This window comes from Streptomyces sp. SLBN-31 (genome assembly GCF_006715395.1).
Classification (GTDB): Bacteria; Actinomycetota; Actinomycetes; order Streptomycetales; family Streptomycetaceae; genus Streptomyces.
In genome coordinates, this window is sequence record NZ_VFNC01000002.1 from 752,573 (window position 1) to 769,467 (window position 16,895).

The following is a 16,895-nucleotide window of genomic DNA, read 5'->3' on the forward strand; positions in this document are numbered from 1 at the left end:
TACAAGATGCAACGGCGCGCGCCGCGTGCCTAGGCTCTGTGGGTAAGCAGACCAGGTGGACGACCCGGTCTCCTCCGTTGGAAAGAGGCGCTTGCCTTTGTTGCCGGCGCATCGACTGATGGTCGCTCATGCCGCGTCGGTCGCGGCGGCCACAACCCTCTACCTGGTCGTGCCCGCCGCACGCGCCGCGGCGTGGGCTGTCATCGGTGTCGCCGGCGTCGTCGCGGTGCTGACCGGCGTGCAGCTCCACCGCCCCGCCCATCGCTGGCCCTGGTGGCTGCTGGCGGCCGGTCTGCTGACGTTCATCGCGGGCGACACGTACTACAACCTCGTCGAGGAGTACTTCCGCGCCTCCAATCCCTTCCCCTCCCCCGCGGACGCCTGCTACCTGGTCGCCTACCCGCTCTTCGCCGCCGGGCTGTCCGGGCTGGTCCGCTACCGCTGGGCGGGCCACGACCTGCCGAGCCTGCTCGACGCGCTGATCCTCACCGCCGGGCTCACGCTGCCGGTGTGGCTGTACCTGGTGCAGCCGCTGACCGAGGTGAACGGACTGACCTGGCAGCAGCGGGCCATCAGCATCGCCTACCCCCTCGGTGACGTCCTGGTGCTGGCACTGCTGGCCCGGCTGCTCACCCCGAGCCCGGTGGGCGGCCACAACCGCTCCCTCCAGCTGCTGGTCATCGGCACGCTGGCGCTGCTCGGCTTCGACATCGCGTACGGGATACTGCGGCTCAACGACGTCTGGCAGGCGGGCACGGCCCTCGACGCCGGGTGGATCGTCTTCTACACCGCCTGGGGGCAGGCCGCCCTGCACCCGGCCATGGTGGAGCTGACCGCGGCGGCGCCCCGGCACAGGTCCTTGCCGGCCCCCGGCCGCCGGCTGGTCATGCTGACCCTGGCAACGATGATCGCCCCGGGGATCCTGCTGTACGAGGGGCTGACCCGCTCGGCCGAGGACGCCGCGGTGATCGCCGCGTTCTCCGGTGTGCTGTTCGTGCTCGTGATCCTCCGGCTCGGCGGGATGATCCTGGCCCACCGCGGCACCGTGGCGCGGGAGCTGACGCTGCGCACCGCGGCCGTCTCGCTCGTCTCTGCGGTCCGCCAGGAAGAGGTCGCCCGGGCCTGCGCCACGGCCGTCGACAGTCTGCTGGGCACCGCGGTCGACCACCGGACCCTGCTGCTCCCGGCCGAGCGCGCCGCCGACCTGGCACCGCACCACGGGCGCCTGGTCGGCGCCCGCGACCTCGACGTCGGCGACGAGCTGGAGCCCTCCGCCACCGTCCTGGTCTGCCTGATGATCCCGCCGGACCGCCCCTACGGTGACGTCCCCGGTGTACTGCTGGTCGCCGGGCCCCCCGGTCCACTCACCGAGACCCGCGGCTCCCTGGAGATCCTCGCCTCGCACGCGGGCCTGGCCCTGGAGCGCATCGCGCTGCGCCAGGAGATCCTCCGCCGGGAGAGCGAGGCGTACTTCCGCACGCTGGTACGCAACACCTCGGACGTCATCCTCATCGTCGAGGACGACGACACCGTCCGGTACGCCAGCCCGTCCGCCGCGTCCGTCTTCGGCACCGCCGACCTGGTCGGCGTCCCGCTGCCGGACCTGGTCGACCCGCCGGACCGGCAGCGCGCGGCACGGGAGCTCGCGGCCGTACGGGCGTCGGGGCCGCGGGCCACGCACGACCACTGGTGGGTCAGGCACCGCGCGGGCCGGGTCGAGGTGGAGGTGCGGTGCAACGACTTCCGGCACGAGCGGACCGTGGGCGGACTGGTGGTCACGCTGCGCGACGTGACGGAGCAACGCCGGCTGGAGCACGAGCTGACCCAGCGGGCCTTCCACGACTCGCTCACCGGCCTGCCCAACCGGACGCTACTGCTGGAGCGGATCGAGCGCGCCCTGCTGCGCGGGCGCCGCGAGTCGTCCCTGACCTGTCTGCTCTTCATCGACCTCGACGACTTCAAGCAGGTCAACGACACGCTCGGGCACTCGGCCGGCGACCATCTGCTGGTCTCCGTCGGCGACCGGCTGTCCAAGGCGCTGCGCCGCAGCGACACCGCCGCCCGGCTCGGCGGCGACGAGTTCGCCGTCCTGATGGAGGACGCCCGCGAAACCCTGGACGCCGAGTTGCTGGCCGCCCAGGTCATCCAGACGCTCACCCGGCCCTTCGCCCTCGGGGAGGAGTCGGTCACCGTCTCCGCCAGCGTGGGGGTGGCCACGGCCCGCGACAGCACCGACGCGGAGGAACTGCTCGGTCACGCCGACCTCGCGCTCTATGCGGCCAAGGCGGCCGGGAAGCGGCAATGGCGGCGCTTCCGCCCGCTGCTGCACACCCGCATGGTCGAACGGCACGACCTGCAGAACCGGCTCGCCCGGGCGGTCGCCGACAAGGAGTTCACCCTGCGCTACCAGCCGGTCGTGGACATCAAGGCGGGCGAGATCGTCGGCTTCGAGGCGCTGGTGCGCTGGCCGCAGGCCCCGCCCAGGCCCATGCCGCCGGAGCAGTTCATCGCGCTGGCCGAGGAGACCGGGCACATCGCGATGCTGGGCGCGTGGGTGCTGGAGAACGCCGTCAACGACATCGCAGGCCTGCAGCGGCTGCCCGGCCCCTCCGCTCCGCCGTACATCAGCGTGAACGTCTCCGCCCGCCAGTTCCGCGACGCCGGGTTCGTCGACCAGGTCGGTGAGGCCCTGCGCACCCCCGGCCTGGCCCCCGGGTCGCTGCAGCTGGAGCTCACCGAGACCGTGCTGCTGCGGCGCGACCCCCAGATCCAGGCCGTGCTGCGGGCCCTGAAGGAGCTGGGCGTGCACATCGCGATCGACGACTTCGGGACCGGTTTCTCCTCGCTGCGGTATCTGCGCGACTTCCCCGTCGACGTACTGAAGATCGACAAGACGTTCATCGACGACATCACCAGCGACGCCCAGCAGGTCGCGCTCGTCGAGGGCCTCGTGCGGATCGCCGACACCCTGGGGCTGCAGGTGATCGCCGAGGGGATCGAGGAGCCGGCGCAACGCGATCTGCTGGCGGGTATGGGGTGCCGGTTCGGGCAGGGCTACCTGTTCGCCCGGCCGATGACGGTGCAGCAGTGCGAACGGGTGCTGCGCCGGAGCGGCAGCGGCCGGTTCGTCGAGGCCGACCCAGGCTCAGAACCGGGGCCCGACGGCGGCCGCCCCGCGCACCGGCGGCGTGCGGCCCGCACCGCGGGCCTGGAACACCTGCGACGGACCAGCCCGATGAGCGAGGCGGTCCTGGACGAGGTGCGGGGCCGGCACATCCGCAGCCGCGGCCACTGGCTGATCGATTTCGCCTCCTGCCACTACCTGGGCTTCGACTGGGACCCGGAGATCATCGAGGCGGTGGACCCCGCGCTGCGGCACTGGGGCACCCACCCCAGCTGGTCCCGGCTGCTGGGCAGTCCGCGCCTGTACGCCGACATCGAGGAGCGGCTGGCCGAGCTGCTCGGCGCGCCGGACACGCTGCTGCTGCCGACGCTGCCCCTGATCCACACCTCGGTGATCCCCGTGCTGGCCGACGGCGGCCATGTCTTCGTCGAGGCGAGGGCACACCGGACGATCTACGACGGCTGCGTCGTCGCCCGCGCCCAGGGCGCCACCCTGCACCGCTTCCACGCCGAGCGCCCCGCGGAACTGGGGACCCTGCTGGCCTCGGTGCCCACGGGCCTGCCCCGGCTGGTGTGCCTGGACGGCGTCGACAGCATGAGCGGGAACCTCCCCGACCTGCCCGCGCTGGCCTCGGTGTGCCGGGCGGCGGGCGCGACGCTGTACGTCGACGACGCGCACGGGTTCGGGGTGGTCGGGGAGCGCGGGCCCCAGGAGCTCTGCCCGTACGGGACGCGCGGCAACGGAGTGGTGCGGCACACCGGGGAGTCGTACGACGGGATCGTGCTCGCCGGCGGCTTCTCCAAGGCGTACTCGTCGCTGCTCGCCTTCCTCGCGCTGCCGACCGGGACGAAGAACCGGCTCAAGACGGCCGCGGGCCCCTACCTGTACTCGGGTTCCTCCTCCACGGCGTCCCTGGCGACGGTGCTGGCCGGGCTGGACGTCAACGACAGGCGGGGCGACGCGCTCCGCGCGGATCTGTACCGCAGGACGGTCCGGGTACTGGACCACCTGGACGCACTTGACGTCGGGACCCTCAACCGGGACCGGCTGCCGATCATCGAGATCCCGCTGGCGGACGCGGACGACCTGGACGCGGTCGCGGCGTTCCTGTGGGAGGAGGGCATCTATGTGACGCTGGCCGCCCATCCCCTCGTACCGCGCGACCGGGTCGGATTCCGCGTCCAGGTCACGGCGCTCAACTCCGACGACGACATCGAGCGGCTCAATGCGACGCTGACCCGGCTGGCCGCCCGTTTCCCGCTGAGGCCGAAGGGCTGAGGCCGATGACGACGCACAACGACGATGTGGACTGGGACCGGTGGCCGGTGACGGACTACCTCGCGGAGAACTACCGCGATCTGCACCCGTCCGACGCGGCGGTCATCGCCCACCACTCCGCCTTCTACCGGCGCATCCCGCCGAGGTCCCTGGGCCGGTCGGTCGAGTTCGGGGCGGGCCCCAACCTGTACCCGTTGATCCTCGCCGCCGCCGCGAGCCGCCGTGTCGACGCCGTGGAGGCGGGCGCCGGCAACATCGCCTACCTGGAGCGGCAGATCCTCTACGGGCCGGACGCCAGCTGGCTGCCCTTCCACGCGCTGTGCCGGCGGCTGAACCCCGACCTGCCCGCCACCCTGGCCGGGGCGCTGGCGGACGTCCACGTCGTCCATGCCGACGTGCGCGAGCTCGCTCCCGGCGGGTACGACCTGGCGTCGATGCACTTCGTCGCCGAGGGCCCCACCGAGGACCGCTGGGAGTTCGCCGACTTCTGCCGGGCGTTCGTGCGCTGCGTCATCCCGGGCGGACGGCTGGTGGCCGCGTTCATGGAGAACCTGCCCACCTACCGCATCGGCCCGGCCTCGCGCTGGCCCGGCTGCCCGGTGAACCCCGAGACGGTCACGGAGGTCTTCGCCCCGCTGACCCGCGACCTGACCGTGACGCACATCGACGCAGACCCGACGCTGCCCGACTACGGCGACTCCGGAATGGTCCTCATGACGGCCCGGGCGGGACAGCCGTTACCGGGGTGGTGACCGCCGGGACCGCCTGCCGCAGAAGCGGCCGGCGGGGCCGGGGAACGCCGAGGGTAAGGCACGTCAGGGGGTTGCGCTCGCCCGGAGGCGGGGGCCGTGGGGGCCGCCTATCGTGAGCGAGGGCGCCGTTTCCCGCCGGTCCGCTGCGGGCGCCCTGGGAGGCATCGATGCTGGCCAAGCTGACGACGCGGTCCGTGGTGCGGCGCTGCGCGGTCATCGGAGCAGCAGCTGCGGTCCTGGTGGCCGCGGGGCTGCAGTCGGGGACCGCGGACAGCACCGGACCCGACCTGTCGCGCTTCTACCGGCAGAAGATCGTCTGGTCCAGGTGCAAGGGCGCGGACGCGCCGAAGGACCTGCAGTGCGGCAAGGTCACGGTCCCGCTCGACTACTCCAGGCCCCGGGCCGGCACGCTGGATCTGGCGCTGGCCCGCTACCGGGCGACGGCGAAGAAGAAGCGCGGTTCGGTGCTGCTGAACTTCGGCGGCCCCGGCGGCTCCGGGGTGAGCGAACTCGCCGCCGGCGGCGACGACTTCATGGGCCTGACGAACGCGTACGACGTGGTGTCCTTCGACCCGCGCGGCGTCGGCCGGTCCTCGCCGGTCAGTTGCGGCAACGACGTCGGCGCGCTCGCGGCGGTGACGGACGACAACGCCGACCTCGGCCATCCGCAGGACGTGCTGCGCCAGTTGAAGGCGGCGGCCGAGCAGTGCGCGCGGCACTCCGGTCCGGTGCTGCGCCACATAGGCACGGTGAACGCCTCGCGCGACCTGGACGTGATGCGCCACGCGCTCGGCGACAAGAAACTCAACTACCTCGGCTTCTCCTACGGAACACGGCTCGGCGCGGTGTACGCCGCCCAGTTCCCCAAGAAGGTCGGCCGGTTGGTGCTCGACGGGGTGGACACGCTGACCGAGCCCATGACGGAGCAGGGGATCGCGGGCGCCGAGGGCCAGCAGACCGCCCTGGAGGACTTCATCACCTGGTGCGTGAAGGACGTCGCCTGCCCCTTCGGCCAGGACGCGCGCGACGCGCGGGAGCAGGTCGTGCAGTTGGTCCACTCGCTCGACCAGGACCCGGTGCCGGGCGACCTCGGCGGCCAGTTCACCGGCCAGGACCTCGTGGGCGCCATCGGGCAGGGGCTGTACAGCAGGGAGTTGTGGCCCTCCCTGGAGCGCGCCCTCGCCCAGCTCGTCGAGGACGGCGACACCCGCGGCGTCATGAACTTCGCGACCGGCGGGGCCCGGCCGGGCCGGACGGAGGGCGACGGCGGGCTGGTCGACGAGGACGACGTCCCGCTGGACAACCTGCCCGCGGCGCTGATGGCCATCAACTGCGCGGACGACCCCGACCGCCCCGGCGCCGACCGGATCGCCCGCGACCTCGGCCGGTTGCGCGCCGAGTACGAGCAGGCCTCCCCCGTCTTCGGCCGCTACCGGCTCACCGAGCTGCTGATGTGCTACGGGCGCCCCAAGGGCACCGACTTCATCCGGGACAAGGTGCGCGACGTGCACAGCGCCAAGATGCTTCTGGTGGGCACCCGGGGCGATCCCGCCACGCCGTACCGCTGGACCGTGGAGACGGCCGCGCGGCTCGGCTCCTCGGCCGTGGTCCTCGACAACAAGGGCGAGGGGCACACCGGTTACGCCGGCTCCAAGTGCGTGCACGAGAAGGTCGACGACTTCCTGCTGTACGGCTCCCTGCCGCCGAACGGCAGTTCCTGCGCGCCGGAGGAGGACGACTGAGTCAGGCCTCCCAGTCGTGGGCGAGGCGGTGCAGGGCCTCGGCCGTGGCCACGAAGCCGTCCTCGCCCAGCAGTTCGCGCAGCTGGGCGTTGAAGCGGTCGATCTCCGGCCGCGCGGCTCGCAGGGCGTCCGCTCCGGCGTCGGTCAGCTCCAGGACGACGGCCCGGTGCTGGCTCGGGTGCGCCCGCTTGGACAGCAACCCCGCCATGGTGAGGCGCCCGACGAGCGCCGTGACGGCCGACTCGCGCAGACCGAGCTCACCGGCCAGCTCCTGCTGGGTGGCGCCGGGCCGGTCCTGTACGGCGAACAGCGCGCCGACCTGGGCGGTGGTGACGCCGGCGGCGGCGATGCAGCGCCGGTCCACCGCGGTGCGCAGACGGTGTGCCGCCCGCTGCAGCAGGAAGTACAGGCGCTGATCCGGCTCGGACATGGGCCGATCTTGACAGACGCCGACGGTGCGCGCCACCCTCACTTCACTGGTGAAGTGAGATGGAGGGCGGACGGCGCGATGGACTTGGAACTGGCTCGCAAGGCCCTGGCGGAGCAGCCCTTCAGCAGGCTGCTGGGCACCCGGCTGACCGGCTGTGCGGACGGCACAGCCTCGCTGGAGCTGGACATCCGCGAGGATCTGCTCCAGCAGTACGGCTTCGTGCACGGCGGGGTGCTCTCCTACCTGGCCGACAACACGCTGACGCTCGCCGCGGCCACGGTGGTGGGCCCCGGGGTGATCACGTCCGGCTTCACCATCGACTATCTGCGGCCCGCCACGGGCGACGTCCTGCGCGCGGACGCCCAGGTGGTGCGGGCCGGCCGCACCCGTGTCGTGTGCCGCTGCGACGTGACGGCCGTGAACGGCGCCGGGGTGCGGACCCTGTGCGCCGTGGCGCAGGGGAACGTCGCGGTGACGGAGCCGCCGGACGGGGGCCGCCAGGCCAGAAGCTGACCGGGTCGCGCACGATCGGGCACGTCATGCAGTGTCCGCCGCCGCGGCCGCGGTCCAGCTCCGCGCCCACGATGGTGATCACCTCGATGCCGGCCTTGCGCAGCAGCGTGTTGGTGTGGGTGTTGCGGTCGTAGGTGAAGACCACGCCGGGCTCCAGGGCCACCGCGTTGTTGCCGCTGTCCCACTGCTGCCGCTCGGAGGCGTCGACGTCGCCGCCGGTCTCCACGACCCGCAGCCCGGGCAGGCCGAGTGCCTTGAACACGCCCGCCCCGACCATCGAGCCGACCACCATGGTGGTGAGCGTCGGAAGGGAGAGCTTGGCGGTGGTGGGAGCCCTGGTGTCCTTCTCGACCTGCGTCATGGGACGTCCTGCGAGGTTCGGGCATCGGCGCGGGTCCGCGATGCGGGAGACGCCATCCGGCGACTCGGGCGACATTAGCAACCAAATGCCCGTAATGCCCCGTCGAACTGCTCCTCATGCCCGCCCGACGAATCGGTCCTATGGTGCTCTTATGGAGCACGATCTGAGTCCTTCAACCCTCTCCGAGCTCCGGCGCCCGCGGCCGTATCCGGCCGTCTCCGTGCTGACGCCGACGCATCGCCGGGAGCCCGACAACGCCCAGGATCCGGTCCGGCTGCGCAACGTCGTGGCCGAGGCCAAGAAACAGCTGGAGGCCGATCCCTCGGTGACGCGGGAACGGCGCTCCGACGTGGTCCGCCAACTCGACAAGGCCCTCATGGAGGTGGATCTGGCCCACGCCGAGGACGGCCTGGCGATCTTCGCCGCTCCGGGTGAACACCAGGTGTGGTCGCTGGCCCGCACCGTGCCCGAGCGGGTGGTCCTCTCGGACACCTTCCTGACCCGCAACCTGGTCTCCGCGCACGCCGCCGAGCGGCCGTTCTGGGTACTGTCGGTCTCCGCCGACCGGGTCACCCTGTGGAGCGGCGGCATCGATCGCGTCACGGAGGACCGCAGCGGCGGCTTCCCGATGAACCGGCCGACGCCGAACTTCGACGCCGAGCGGCTGGAGCGGATCGGCGACGTGCCGAGCACCTTCCGCGACGAGGGCATCCGCCACTTCCTGCGGGAGGCCGACGCGACCATGGGCATGGTGCTGCGCGGGCAGCCACGGCGGCTCTACGTCACCGGCGAGCAGGCCGCCCTGTCCGTACTGGACGAGGTGGGCGGCGTCACCAAGGAGGCGGTGCACGTCCCGCACGGCGGACTGGCGCACGGCACACCGGAGGCGGTGTGGCAGGCGGTGCGTCCGGTGCTCGACGCCGAGGCCCGGCGCGACACCGAGGCCGTGGCCCGTGAACTGGAGACGGCCCGTGGCCGCAAGTCGTTCGCGGCCGGCGTGGACGAGGTCTGGCACAGCGCCCGCGAGGGCCGGGTCCGCCTGCTCGCCGTGGAGGAGAACTTCCGCATGACGGTGCGCGACGCGCTGGGCGAGCACCTGGCCCCGGCCGAGAGCGGCGATCTGGACGCACGCGAGGACATCGTCGACGAGATCGTCGAGCAGTGCCTGGAGACGGGCGCCGAGGTCCGCTTCGTCCCGGACGGAGCGCTCGTCGACGCGCAGGGGATCGCCGGGGTGCTGCGCTACTGAGACCGGGCCGTCACACGTTGCCGAGCAGGGCGCTCAGGCCGCGGTCCAGCGCCTCGTCCAGATCTTCCTGCCCGGCGGCCACGACGGCGTACGTCCGCACCAGGAACCGCTGCAGGGCGGCCGTGTCGAACTGCAGCAGGGCCATGCCATAAGGCGAGTGCAGTTCGATCACCGTGCGGGCGCGGCCGCAGGGCCACAGGTGCACGTCGCCGCCGCCGACCGGACCGCGCAGCCCCTCCTCCAGCAGGGTGCGGGCGAAGGTCCAGGTCACCGCCGTGCCGTCGAGGGACACGTCGGGCGGGAAGTCGAGGTGCACGGCCAGCGGGTCCGCCGAGGTGTAGCGCAGGGTGGCCGGCGCCTGCAGTTCCCCCTCTCGGGCGGTGACCAGGCGGCCCCGGACGGGCTGCTCGAGGGTGATGTTCATGGCCGCTCCCCTGGTACGGGTCCGAGGTCAGCCGGATCGCCGACATAGTTACGACCCCGAAGACCCCGATCGCATTACACGCAAGCGCTTTCCAGTTTGTGTGACCTCCGTCACTGGGTATCGATGCGAACAAACACCGAACACGCGCCCGTCGAACACGCTGCTGAACACGCACCGGCACTCGTTACGATGCCCCAAGTCACGTACGCCGCCTACGACTTGACGACCCTGGGAGGTAAGCGACAGACGCAGCGCAACCACTCCGAGTAGACGCTGGCATATGCCAGAAGCACCACCGGATCGTGTGTTGCCAAATCACTTACAGGGCGTCGCGGGCTGTGCAACAGTCGTAACGGTCCCTCCGTCCGCCTAGGTCGAAACGTCCCCGCATCGGAGTGCGTCATGCCGTCCCATCTCTCTGCGGATCACCCAGCCGCCCAGCCGCCGGGGCGCGGCTCGGTCGACGCGCTGATCTCGCAGACGCGGCGGCTCAAGGGCGACGTGGACGCCGTACGACGGGACACGCACGCGGACGTTTCGGACCCGCAGGAGCGCTGGCAGCGCGCGCTGTACGACCTGGCGCTGCGTCAACTCAACGACATCCACGCCCACTTGGCGCAGTTACGGGACGGACCGCCCGCCGTTCCCACCGCCCCGGAGCCGGCCGGCGGCCGGTCCGTGCCGCCCCCTCCCCGGCACGGCTCGCTGCTCAGCCGGGTCGGCTCCGCGGAGTGGAACCTGCTGACCGACGAGGCCAGTTGGTCCGGCGAGCTGTACCAGATCCTCGGCCGCGACCCCACGACCGCCCCGCTCACCCTCGACGAACTGCCCTCCCTGGTCCTGGACGAGGACCGCGCGGGGCTGACGGCGATGGTCACGCACTGCCTCGTCGACGCCCAGCCCATCGACGGGGAGTTCCGCGTGGTGCGCCCGGACGGCGAGGTGCGCACCGTGCACATGATGGGCGAGCCCGTGCTCGACGCCGACGGCGGCACCGCCTCGATGTGGGCCGTGCTGCGTGACGTCAGCGAACTGCGCCGCAGCCAGAAGGCGGTGAGCGAGACCCGTGACTCGCTCCAGCGCCACCAGCACCGCACGCAGACCGAGCACCGGCTCGCGGTCGAGTTGCAGGAAGCCGTGCTGCCGCCGTGGCGTGGCTCCCTGCGGCTCCCGCGCCGAGGCCCCCAGACGCTGGACCTCGCCGCGCACTGCCTTCCTCGGTCGGACGGCACACTGATCGGCGGGGACTGGTACGACGCACTGGAACTGCCCGACGGACAGACGCTCCTCGGTGTCGGCGACCTGACCGGGCACGGCGTGACCGTCACCTCGGGCATGGCGATGCTGCTCGGCGCCCTGCGCGGCATGGCGATGGCCGGCACCGCACCGGGACAACTGCTGTCCCTGCTGAACCGGTTACTCGACGCCACCGTGCAGCCCGCCCTGGGCAGCGCCGTCTGCTGCCGCTACCGCCCCGAGACCCGCACCCTGACCTGGGCGCAGGCCGGACACCCCGCCCCGCTGCTGTTCCGCGACGGGACGGGACGCAGGCTGCGCGCCCCGCAGGGCGTTCTGCTCGGCGCGACCGCGAGCGCCGCCTTCGAGGAGGTCCACGAGACCCTCGAAGTGGGCGACCTGCTCCTGCTGCACACCGACGGGCTGGAGCCCGGGCATGCCGCGGGAGTGACGGACCCCGCCGGCCGGCTCCTGGACCTGGCCCCCCGCTTCCGTGAGGCGCGCACCGCACTGGACTGCGTACGGCTGGTCGTGGAGGAGTTCGGCGCGAGCGAGCGTCAGGACGACGCGTGCGTGCTCGTCGCCAGGGTGACGGCGTAAGACACACCGGACCACCGGTGTCCCGGGTGGTCGGCCCGGAGGCGTCAACCCCCTATGCCCGTGCGCTGTTGCCGCCCTGGGACGCCTTCTTCGGCAGGGCCAGTTCGATCTCCTCCCGCAGTTCGTGGATCTTCGGGTAGCTCGAGTACTCGGCCGTCAGCCGGTACATCTGGCGCAGCCGGTCCCAGGTGCGGTGGGACGAGTTCGATCCCATCGACATCAGGGCCAGGCGTGCGTAGCGGTCGGCCTGTTCGGGGTCGTCGGCGATGAAGCAGGCCGACGCCATGGACAGGAAGTCGAAGATCTTCGACCGCTGGCGTCCGTCGACACGCAGGGCCAGGGCCTTCTCCGCGTAGTGCTGGGCGTGCACGGCCGCGGACGGGTCGTGTTCGGCCAGCGTGCGGTAGGCCAGGGCCTGCATGCCGTACAGGTCCTCCTCCTTGAACATCTGCATCCAGCTCGGCGGGGGCACGTCCCCCTTGTCGGAGACGAAGAGGTCCTCCGCCTGCCCGAGGGTTCGGCGCATGGCCTGGCCCTTGCCCATGGACGCCTGTGCCCAGGCCTCGATGGTGTAGAGCATCGCCTTGGTGCGCGGCAGCACCTCGTCGCCCGAGCCGGACCGGGCGAGTTTCATCAGGTCGAGTGCGTCGTCGGGCCGGCCCAGGTGCACCATCTGGCGAGCCGCCCGGGAGAGCGCCTCCCCCGCGCGCGGCCGGTCACCGCCTTCTCTGGCCGCGTGCGCGGCGATGACGAAGTACTTCTGGGCCGTGGGCTCCAGGCCGACGTCGTGCGACATCCAGCCCGCGAGGACGGCGAGGTTGGCAGCGACGCCCCACAGGCGGCGCTGGAGATGGTCGGGGTGACGGTAGGCGAGCATGCCGCCCACCTCGTTGAGCTGGCCCACGACTGCCTTGCGCTGCAGCCCGCCGCCGCGGGCCGCGTCCCAGGCCCGGAACACCTCGACCGAGCGCTCCAGTTCCTCGATCTCCTGCGACCCGATGGGGGCGGCCTCGTAGCGGTCGAACCCAGCGGGGTCGGCGTGCAGGGGATCGTCGAATCGTGGGGCGTCGGCCTTGAGTGTCGGGTCGGTGTGCAGCCAGTCGTGCATGGCGCTGCTGAGTGCGGAGCCTGCGGCGAGCGCGGCGCCCGCGCCCACCAAGCCGCGTCGGTTGAGCATGAGGTCCATTCCCGTGAATTCGGTGAGGACCGCAGCCGTCCGCTCGGGCGCCCACGGCACACCGTCGGGATGTTCCAGACTCCCGCCGTCCTGCCGCTTCCCCGTACGCCCGTGCCGGACCAGACCGAGGTCCTCGATGGTCACGACACGGCCGAGACGCTCGGTGAACAGAGCCGCCAGCACCCGCGGCACCGGATCGCGCGGGATCTCTCCCGTGTCGATCCAACGCCGCACCCGGGAGGTGTCGGTCGACAGCTGGGGGTGGCCCATGGCCGCCGCCTGCCGGTTGACCAGCCTCGCGAGTTCACCCTTGGACCAGCCGGCCAGGCCGAACAGGTCCGCCAGGCGGGTGTTGGGTTGTCCGCTCACGTCAAGCCCCCAGGTTCTCGGCTGAGTTGACAGTAGCCCGGGGAGAGTTGCCGGGCGACTATTCGCCAGGGTTCGCCAGGGTGCGCCAGATGGTGTGCCAGTGGGCATCGGGTGTCAGGTAGGAAAGCGCCACCCCGACCCGGTTGCCTTCGTGAACAAGGGACGCATTCCCCAGGGTGCTCCCGAGGGGCCGGGCCGGGTAGCGCGTCTCAGCACAGGCAATGCAGGCACACGAAGGGATCTGTTTCGCCCATGTACGCAGCATCGTCCTCCGTGTCCGCCCCGCCCCGGTCGCTGCGCTCCCGCCCGGCGGGCAGCGGCCCCTACCTCGACCCCGCCGGGCGTCCGGTGGCCCCCGCGCTCGGCGTGGGACGGCCGCGGCGCGCCCCGGGGCCCGGCACCCAACCGCTCAGCGGGAGACTCGACTTGTCCGGCCCTCAGGGCGCCCAGTTGCGTACGGCGATCGCGTCGGTGCACCGGATCTGTCCGGAGTTCGCTCCGGTGCAGGTGCTGCGCCGCAGCGGACGGTCCGTGCTCCTGGTCGGCACGACCGGGCGCAGTACGGCCGTCGCCAAGTGTTTAGTGGACCACTCGCCCGTGTGGTCCGAGCGGATCCGGCACGAGATAGCGGCTTACCGCTCGTTCGTCCGGCACCGCCCTCCGGTGCGGGTGCCGAGACTGATCGCGGCGGACCCGGAAAACTGCACACTGGTCATCGAGCGGATGCCGGGACGGGTGGCCGCGCTGCAGCGGCATCCGGCCGAGGCTCCTCCCCGGGCGGACATCAGGGCGGCGCTCGGCGCGATCTGCCGGCTCAACGCCTGGCGGCCGCCGGCGGGCACCTTCGACGCCCCCGTGGACTATGCGGCCCGGATCTCCCGCTACCACGAGCTGGGCCTGCTGACCGACCGGGACATGGGCGACCTGCAGAAGCTGCTGCACGGCATCGCGCACTCGGCGGGCCGGCAGGGCATGGGCCAGTTCTGCCACGGTGACGCACTGCTTTCGAACATCCTTCTGTCACCGGCCGGTCCAGTGCTGGTGGACTGGGAGCACGCGGGCTGGTATCTGCCGGGCTACGACCTGGCCACCCTGTGGTCGGTGCTCGGGGACGCGCCGGTGGCCCGCCGTCAGATCAGCCAGATCGCGCAGTCGGCGGGCCCGGCCTCGCGGGACGCGTTCCTGGTGAACCTGATGCTCGTCCTCACGCGTGAGATCCGCACCTACGAGACGGCCGTGCAGCGTTCGATGCACGACATGACCCCGACGGCACCGGGGGTGGCCCACCCGAGTGCCGCGCCGTCCGGCGAGGAACAGCGGCTGCTGCTCAGGCGGCTGCACGACGACTGCCAGCTGGCCCGGCGGGCCGTACGCGCGGCGGTCGGCACTCGCTGACGGGGACGAAGGTCCGCGGTGCGCCCGGGGGGAGGAGCGCGCCGCGGACCTTCGTGTTGGACGGGCTCCCCCGTACGGGCCATTGGTGTACTCCACTGACGCCCCGCAGGCCCGGGAGCCGCCGCCCGGAAACTCCTCCATCCTCGTGTTGACATGGGAAATCTCCTGCTCGTGGGCATGATTGACGGATCGTCGGCAAGCCGGTACCACAGACCCACCACCGGTCCTGCACGCCCCGCCACGCCCGCTCGTCCCAGGAGGCTGCATTGCGAGGATCCGTCACCGACCCCACATCCGCCCCCGGCCACAGACACACCCGTCGAGCCGCCAGTGCCCTCGCGACCGGGGCGCTGCTGCTGCCGCTGCTGGGCGCGGCCCCGGCGGCGAGCACGGCCGAGTCGTCGTCGGGCTCGCTGCAGCGGGCGTTCGCGGCCGCGGCCGCCGAGTACCACGTCCCGCAGAGCGTCCTGCTCGGCGTCTCCTATCTGCAGTCACGGTGGGACGCGCACGACGGCGCGCCGAGCGTGTCCGGGGGTTACGGCCCGATGCACCTCACCGACGCCCGCGGCGCGCTCGCCGCCGCCTCGCACCACAGCCAGGGCACCGAGGACGCCCGCGGTGACAGCGCCCGCGCCGCCCTGCACCCCCACGTCCGGCTGCCGGCGGACTCCGAACTCCCCGCCCGGCTGCGGACGTTGCCGAAGGCGGCCGAGCTGACCGGCATCCCGGCCGAGCGGCTGAGGACGGACGAGGCCGCCAACGTGACCGGCGGAGCCGCGCTGCTCGCCGCCGCGCAGCGGGACCTTGGCAAGCCGCTAAGCGCCGATCCGGCGGACTGGTACGGGGCGGTGGCCCGCTTCTCGGGTGCCGACGACACGGCGACGGCTGCCGCGTACGCCAACGATGTCTACGACGTGATCCGCACCGGCGAGGAACGCCTGACGGACGCCGGGCAGCAGGTCGTCCTGGCCGCCCGGCCGTCTCTCGCCCCGGACACCGGGCAGCTGCGCGCCGCGGGCCTGCGGACGGTGTCCGCCGACGGCACGGAGTGCCCGAAGTCCGTGTCCTGCGAGTGGATCCCGGCCCCCTACCAGCAGTTCGGGGAGGACGACTACGGCAACCACGACCTGGGAGACCGCCCGGCGTCGCAGAGCATCAAGTACATCGTGGTGCACGACACCGAGGGTGCCTGGGACGGTGTGCTGAAGCTGGTCCAGGACCCGACCTATGTGTCGTGGAACTACACGATCCGCTCCACGGACGGTCTGATCGCCCAGCATGTGAAGGCCAAGGACGTGGCCTGGCACGCGGGGAACTGGTACGTGAACGCCAAGTCGATCGGCATCGAGCACGAGGGTTTCCTCGCCTCGCCGGACGCCTGGTACACGGAGGCGATGTACCGCTCCTCGGCCCGGCTGGTGCGCTATCTCGCCGCGAAGTACCGCATCCCGCTGGACCGGCAGCACATCCTGGGCCACGAGAACGTCCCGGGCCCGACGACGTCGACCATCCCCGGCATGCACACCGACCCCGGCCCCTACTGGGACTGGCGGCACTACTTCGAGCTGATCGGCCACCCCTTCGGGTGGACCGCGGGCAAGAGCACCGGAGTGGTGACGATCCTGCCGGACTACGACACGAACCAGCCGCAGTACACGGGCTGTGTCACCAAGGACGAACCCTGCGCGCCGCACGGCTCCGGTGAGGTGCGGTTGTACGCGGACCACGACGAGAGCTCGCCGCTGATCAAGGACGTCGGCCTGCACAAGGGCGCCGACTCCACGATCGACGTCAACGATGTGGGCTCGCGGGTGTCGACCGGCCAGCAGTACGCGGTCGCCGGGCGGTACAAGGACTGGACGGCGATCTGGTACCTGGGCCAGAAGGCGTGGTTCCGCAACCCGCACAAGGACCCGACGGCGGTGCCGGCCTCCGGTCTGGTGGTGACGCCCAAGGCGGGCCTGGACAGCGTCCCGGTGTACGGCCGGGCCTACCCGGAGGCGGCGGCCTATCCGGCGGGCGTGCCCGTCCAGGCGGTGTCCCCGCTGCCGTACACCCTTCCGAAGGGGCAGAAGTACGTGGTCGGTGACGTGGTGCCCGGCGAGTACTACTACGCGGTCACCTTCACCACCGACGCGCACCGGGTGGTGGTCGGCAAGGACCTGTACTACGAGATCCAGTACGGCCATCGCGTCGAGTTCGTGCGCGCGGCGGATGTGGATGTGCTGCCCTCGGGCCGGTAGCC

11 protein-coding genes and 1 pseudogene are annotated in these 16,895 nt (G+C 71.9%); 8 read left to right on the forward strand and 4 right to left on the reverse strand.

Annotated elements, in window-relative coordinates; all coding sequences use genetic code 11:
* Window positions 1-118 precede the first annotated feature (118 nt).
* The 3 genes from FBY22_RS23430 to FBY22_RS23440 all read left to right on the forward strand — a co-directional run bounded on the left by FBY22_RS23430 (window position 119) and on the right by FBY22_RS23440 (window position 6,896).
* The gene (locus tag FBY22_RS23430) at window positions 119-4,402 is read left to right on the forward strand and encodes an aminotransferase class I/II-fold pyridoxal phosphate-dependent enzyme (RefSeq protein ID WP_142149001.1); all 4,284 of its coding nucleotides are present in this window, start codon (window positions 119-121) and stop codon (window positions 4,400-4,402) included.
* A 5-nt stretch (window positions 4,403-4,407) separates the two neighbouring features.
* Entirely contained in the window at window positions 4,408-5,154 is a 747-nt protein-coding gene (locus FBY22_RS23435; RefSeq protein WP_142149003.1) for a class I SAM-dependent methyltransferase, read from the forward strand.
* Window positions 5,155-5,321: 167 nt separating this feature from the next.
* The gene (locus tag FBY22_RS23440) at window positions 5,322-6,896 is read left to right on the forward strand and encodes an alpha/beta hydrolase (RefSeq protein WP_142149005.1); all 1,575 of its coding nucleotides are present in this window, start codon (window positions 5,322-5,324) and stop codon (window positions 6,894-6,896) included.
* Window position 6,897: 1 nt separating this feature from the next.
* Here FBY22_RS23440 and FBY22_RS23445 read toward each other — a convergent pair whose 3' ends face one another.
* The gene (locus FBY22_RS23445; protein ID WP_142149007.1) at window positions 6,898-7,326 is read right to left on the reverse strand and encodes a MarR family winged helix-turn-helix transcriptional regulator; all 429 of its coding nucleotides are present in this window, start codon (window positions 7,324-7,326) and stop codon (window positions 6,898-6,900) included.
* A gap of 78 nt (window positions 7,327-7,404) precedes the next feature.
* Here FBY22_RS23445 and FBY22_RS23450 point away from each other — a divergent pair, with 78 nt between their 5' ends.
* On the forward strand, window positions 7,405-7,839 hold the full coding sequence (locus tag FBY22_RS23450) for a PaaI family thioesterase (RefSeq protein ID WP_142149009.1): 435 nt from the start codon (window positions 7,405-7,407) through the stop codon (window positions 7,837-7,839).
* Here FBY22_RS23450 and FBY22_RS23455 read toward each other — a convergent pair.
* Window positions 7,832-8,101: pseudogene (locus FBY22_RS23455) on the reverse strand (arginine deiminase family protein); the annotation flags it as partial. The gene FBY22_RS23450 and the pseudogene FBY22_RS23455 sit on opposite strands and share 8 nt — an antisense overlap.
* Window positions 8,102-8,351: 250 nt before the next feature.
* On the opposite strand from FBY22_RS23455, the gene FBY22_RS23460 reads away from it, so the two are divergent.
* On the forward strand, window positions 8,352-9,449 hold the full coding sequence (locus tag FBY22_RS23460) for a chemotaxis protein (protein ID WP_142149011.1): 1,098 nt from the start codon (window positions 8,352-8,354) through the stop codon (window positions 9,447-9,449).
* A 10-nt stretch (window positions 9,450-9,459) separates the two neighbouring features.
* Here the strand turns inward: FBY22_RS23460 and FBY22_RS23465 are convergent, their stop codons facing one another.
* The gene (locus tag FBY22_RS23465) at window positions 9,460-9,873 is read right to left on the reverse strand and encodes an SsgA family sporulation/cell division regulator (RefSeq protein ID WP_142149013.1); all 414 of its coding nucleotides are present in this window, start codon (window positions 9,871-9,873) and stop codon (window positions 9,460-9,462) included.
* 402 nt (window positions 9,874-10,275) lie between these two features.
* On the opposite strand from FBY22_RS23465, the gene FBY22_RS23470 reads away from it, so the two are divergent.
* Window positions 10,276-11,709, forward strand: coding sequence for a PP2C family protein-serine/threonine phosphatase (locus tag FBY22_RS23470; protein WP_142149015.1), 1,434 nt, complete (start codon window positions 10,276-10,278; stop codon window positions 11,707-11,709).
* Between the two features lie 52 nt (window positions 11,710-11,761).
* Here FBY22_RS23470 and FBY22_RS23475 read toward each other — a convergent pair whose 3' ends face one another.
* Window positions 11,762-13,255, reverse strand: a complete 1,494-nt coding sequence (locus tag FBY22_RS23475; RefSeq protein WP_142149017.1) for a hypothetical protein — start codon at window positions 13,253-13,255, stop codon at window positions 11,762-11,764.
* Window positions 13,256-13,507: 252 nt separating this feature from the next.
* Here FBY22_RS23475 and FBY22_RS23480 point away from each other — a divergent pair, with 252 nt between their 5' ends.
* The gene (locus tag FBY22_RS23480; protein WP_142149019.1) at window positions 13,508-14,650 is read left to right on the forward strand and encodes an aminoglycoside phosphotransferase family protein; all 1,143 of its coding nucleotides are present in this window, start codon (window positions 13,508-13,510) and stop codon (window positions 14,648-14,650) included.
* 266 nt (window positions 14,651-14,916) lie between these two features.
* Window positions 14,917-16,893: an N-acetylmuramoyl-L-alanine amidase gene (locus FBY22_RS23485; protein ID WP_142149021.1), complete on the forward strand. Its 1,977-nt coding sequence runs from the start codon at window positions 14,917-14,919 to the stop codon at window positions 16,891-16,893.
* Window positions 16,894-16,895 lie beyond the last annotated feature (2 nt).

Coding starts and splice junctions, on each gene's coding strand:
- FBY22_RS23430 (WP_142149001.1), top strand. CDS start 119: ATGGTCGCTCATGCCGCGTCGGTCGCGGCGGCCACAACCCTCTACCTG.
- FBY22_RS23445 (WP_142149007.1), bottom strand. CDS start 7,326: ATGTCCGAGCCGGATCAGCGCCTGTACTTCCTGCTGCAGCGGGCGGCA.
- FBY22_RS23450 (WP_142149009.1), top strand. CDS start 7,405: ATGGACTTGGAACTGGCTCGCAAGGCCCTGGCGGAGCAGCCCTTCAGC.
- FBY22_RS23435 (WP_142149003.1), top strand. CDS start 4,408: ATGACGACGCACAACGACGATGTGGACTGGGACCGGTGGCCGGTGACG.
- FBY22_RS23460 (WP_142149011.1), top strand. CDS start 8,352: ATGGAGCACGATCTGAGTCCTTCAACCCTCTCCGAGCTCCGGCGCCCG.
- FBY22_RS23470 (WP_142149015.1), top strand. CDS start 10,276: ATGCCGTCCCATCTCTCTGCGGATCACCCAGCCGCCCAGCCGCCGGGG.
- FBY22_RS23440 (WP_142149005.1), top strand. CDS start 5,322: ATGCTGGCCAAGCTGACGACGCGGTCCGTGGTGCGGCGCTGCGCGGTC.
- FBY22_RS23465 (WP_142149013.1), bottom strand. CDS start 9,873: ATGAACATCACCCTCGAGCAGCCCGTCCGGGGCCGCCTGGTCACCGCC.
- FBY22_RS23480 (WP_142149019.1), top strand. CDS start 13,508: ATGTACGCAGCATCGTCCTCCGTGTCCGCCCCGCCCCGGTCGCTGCGC.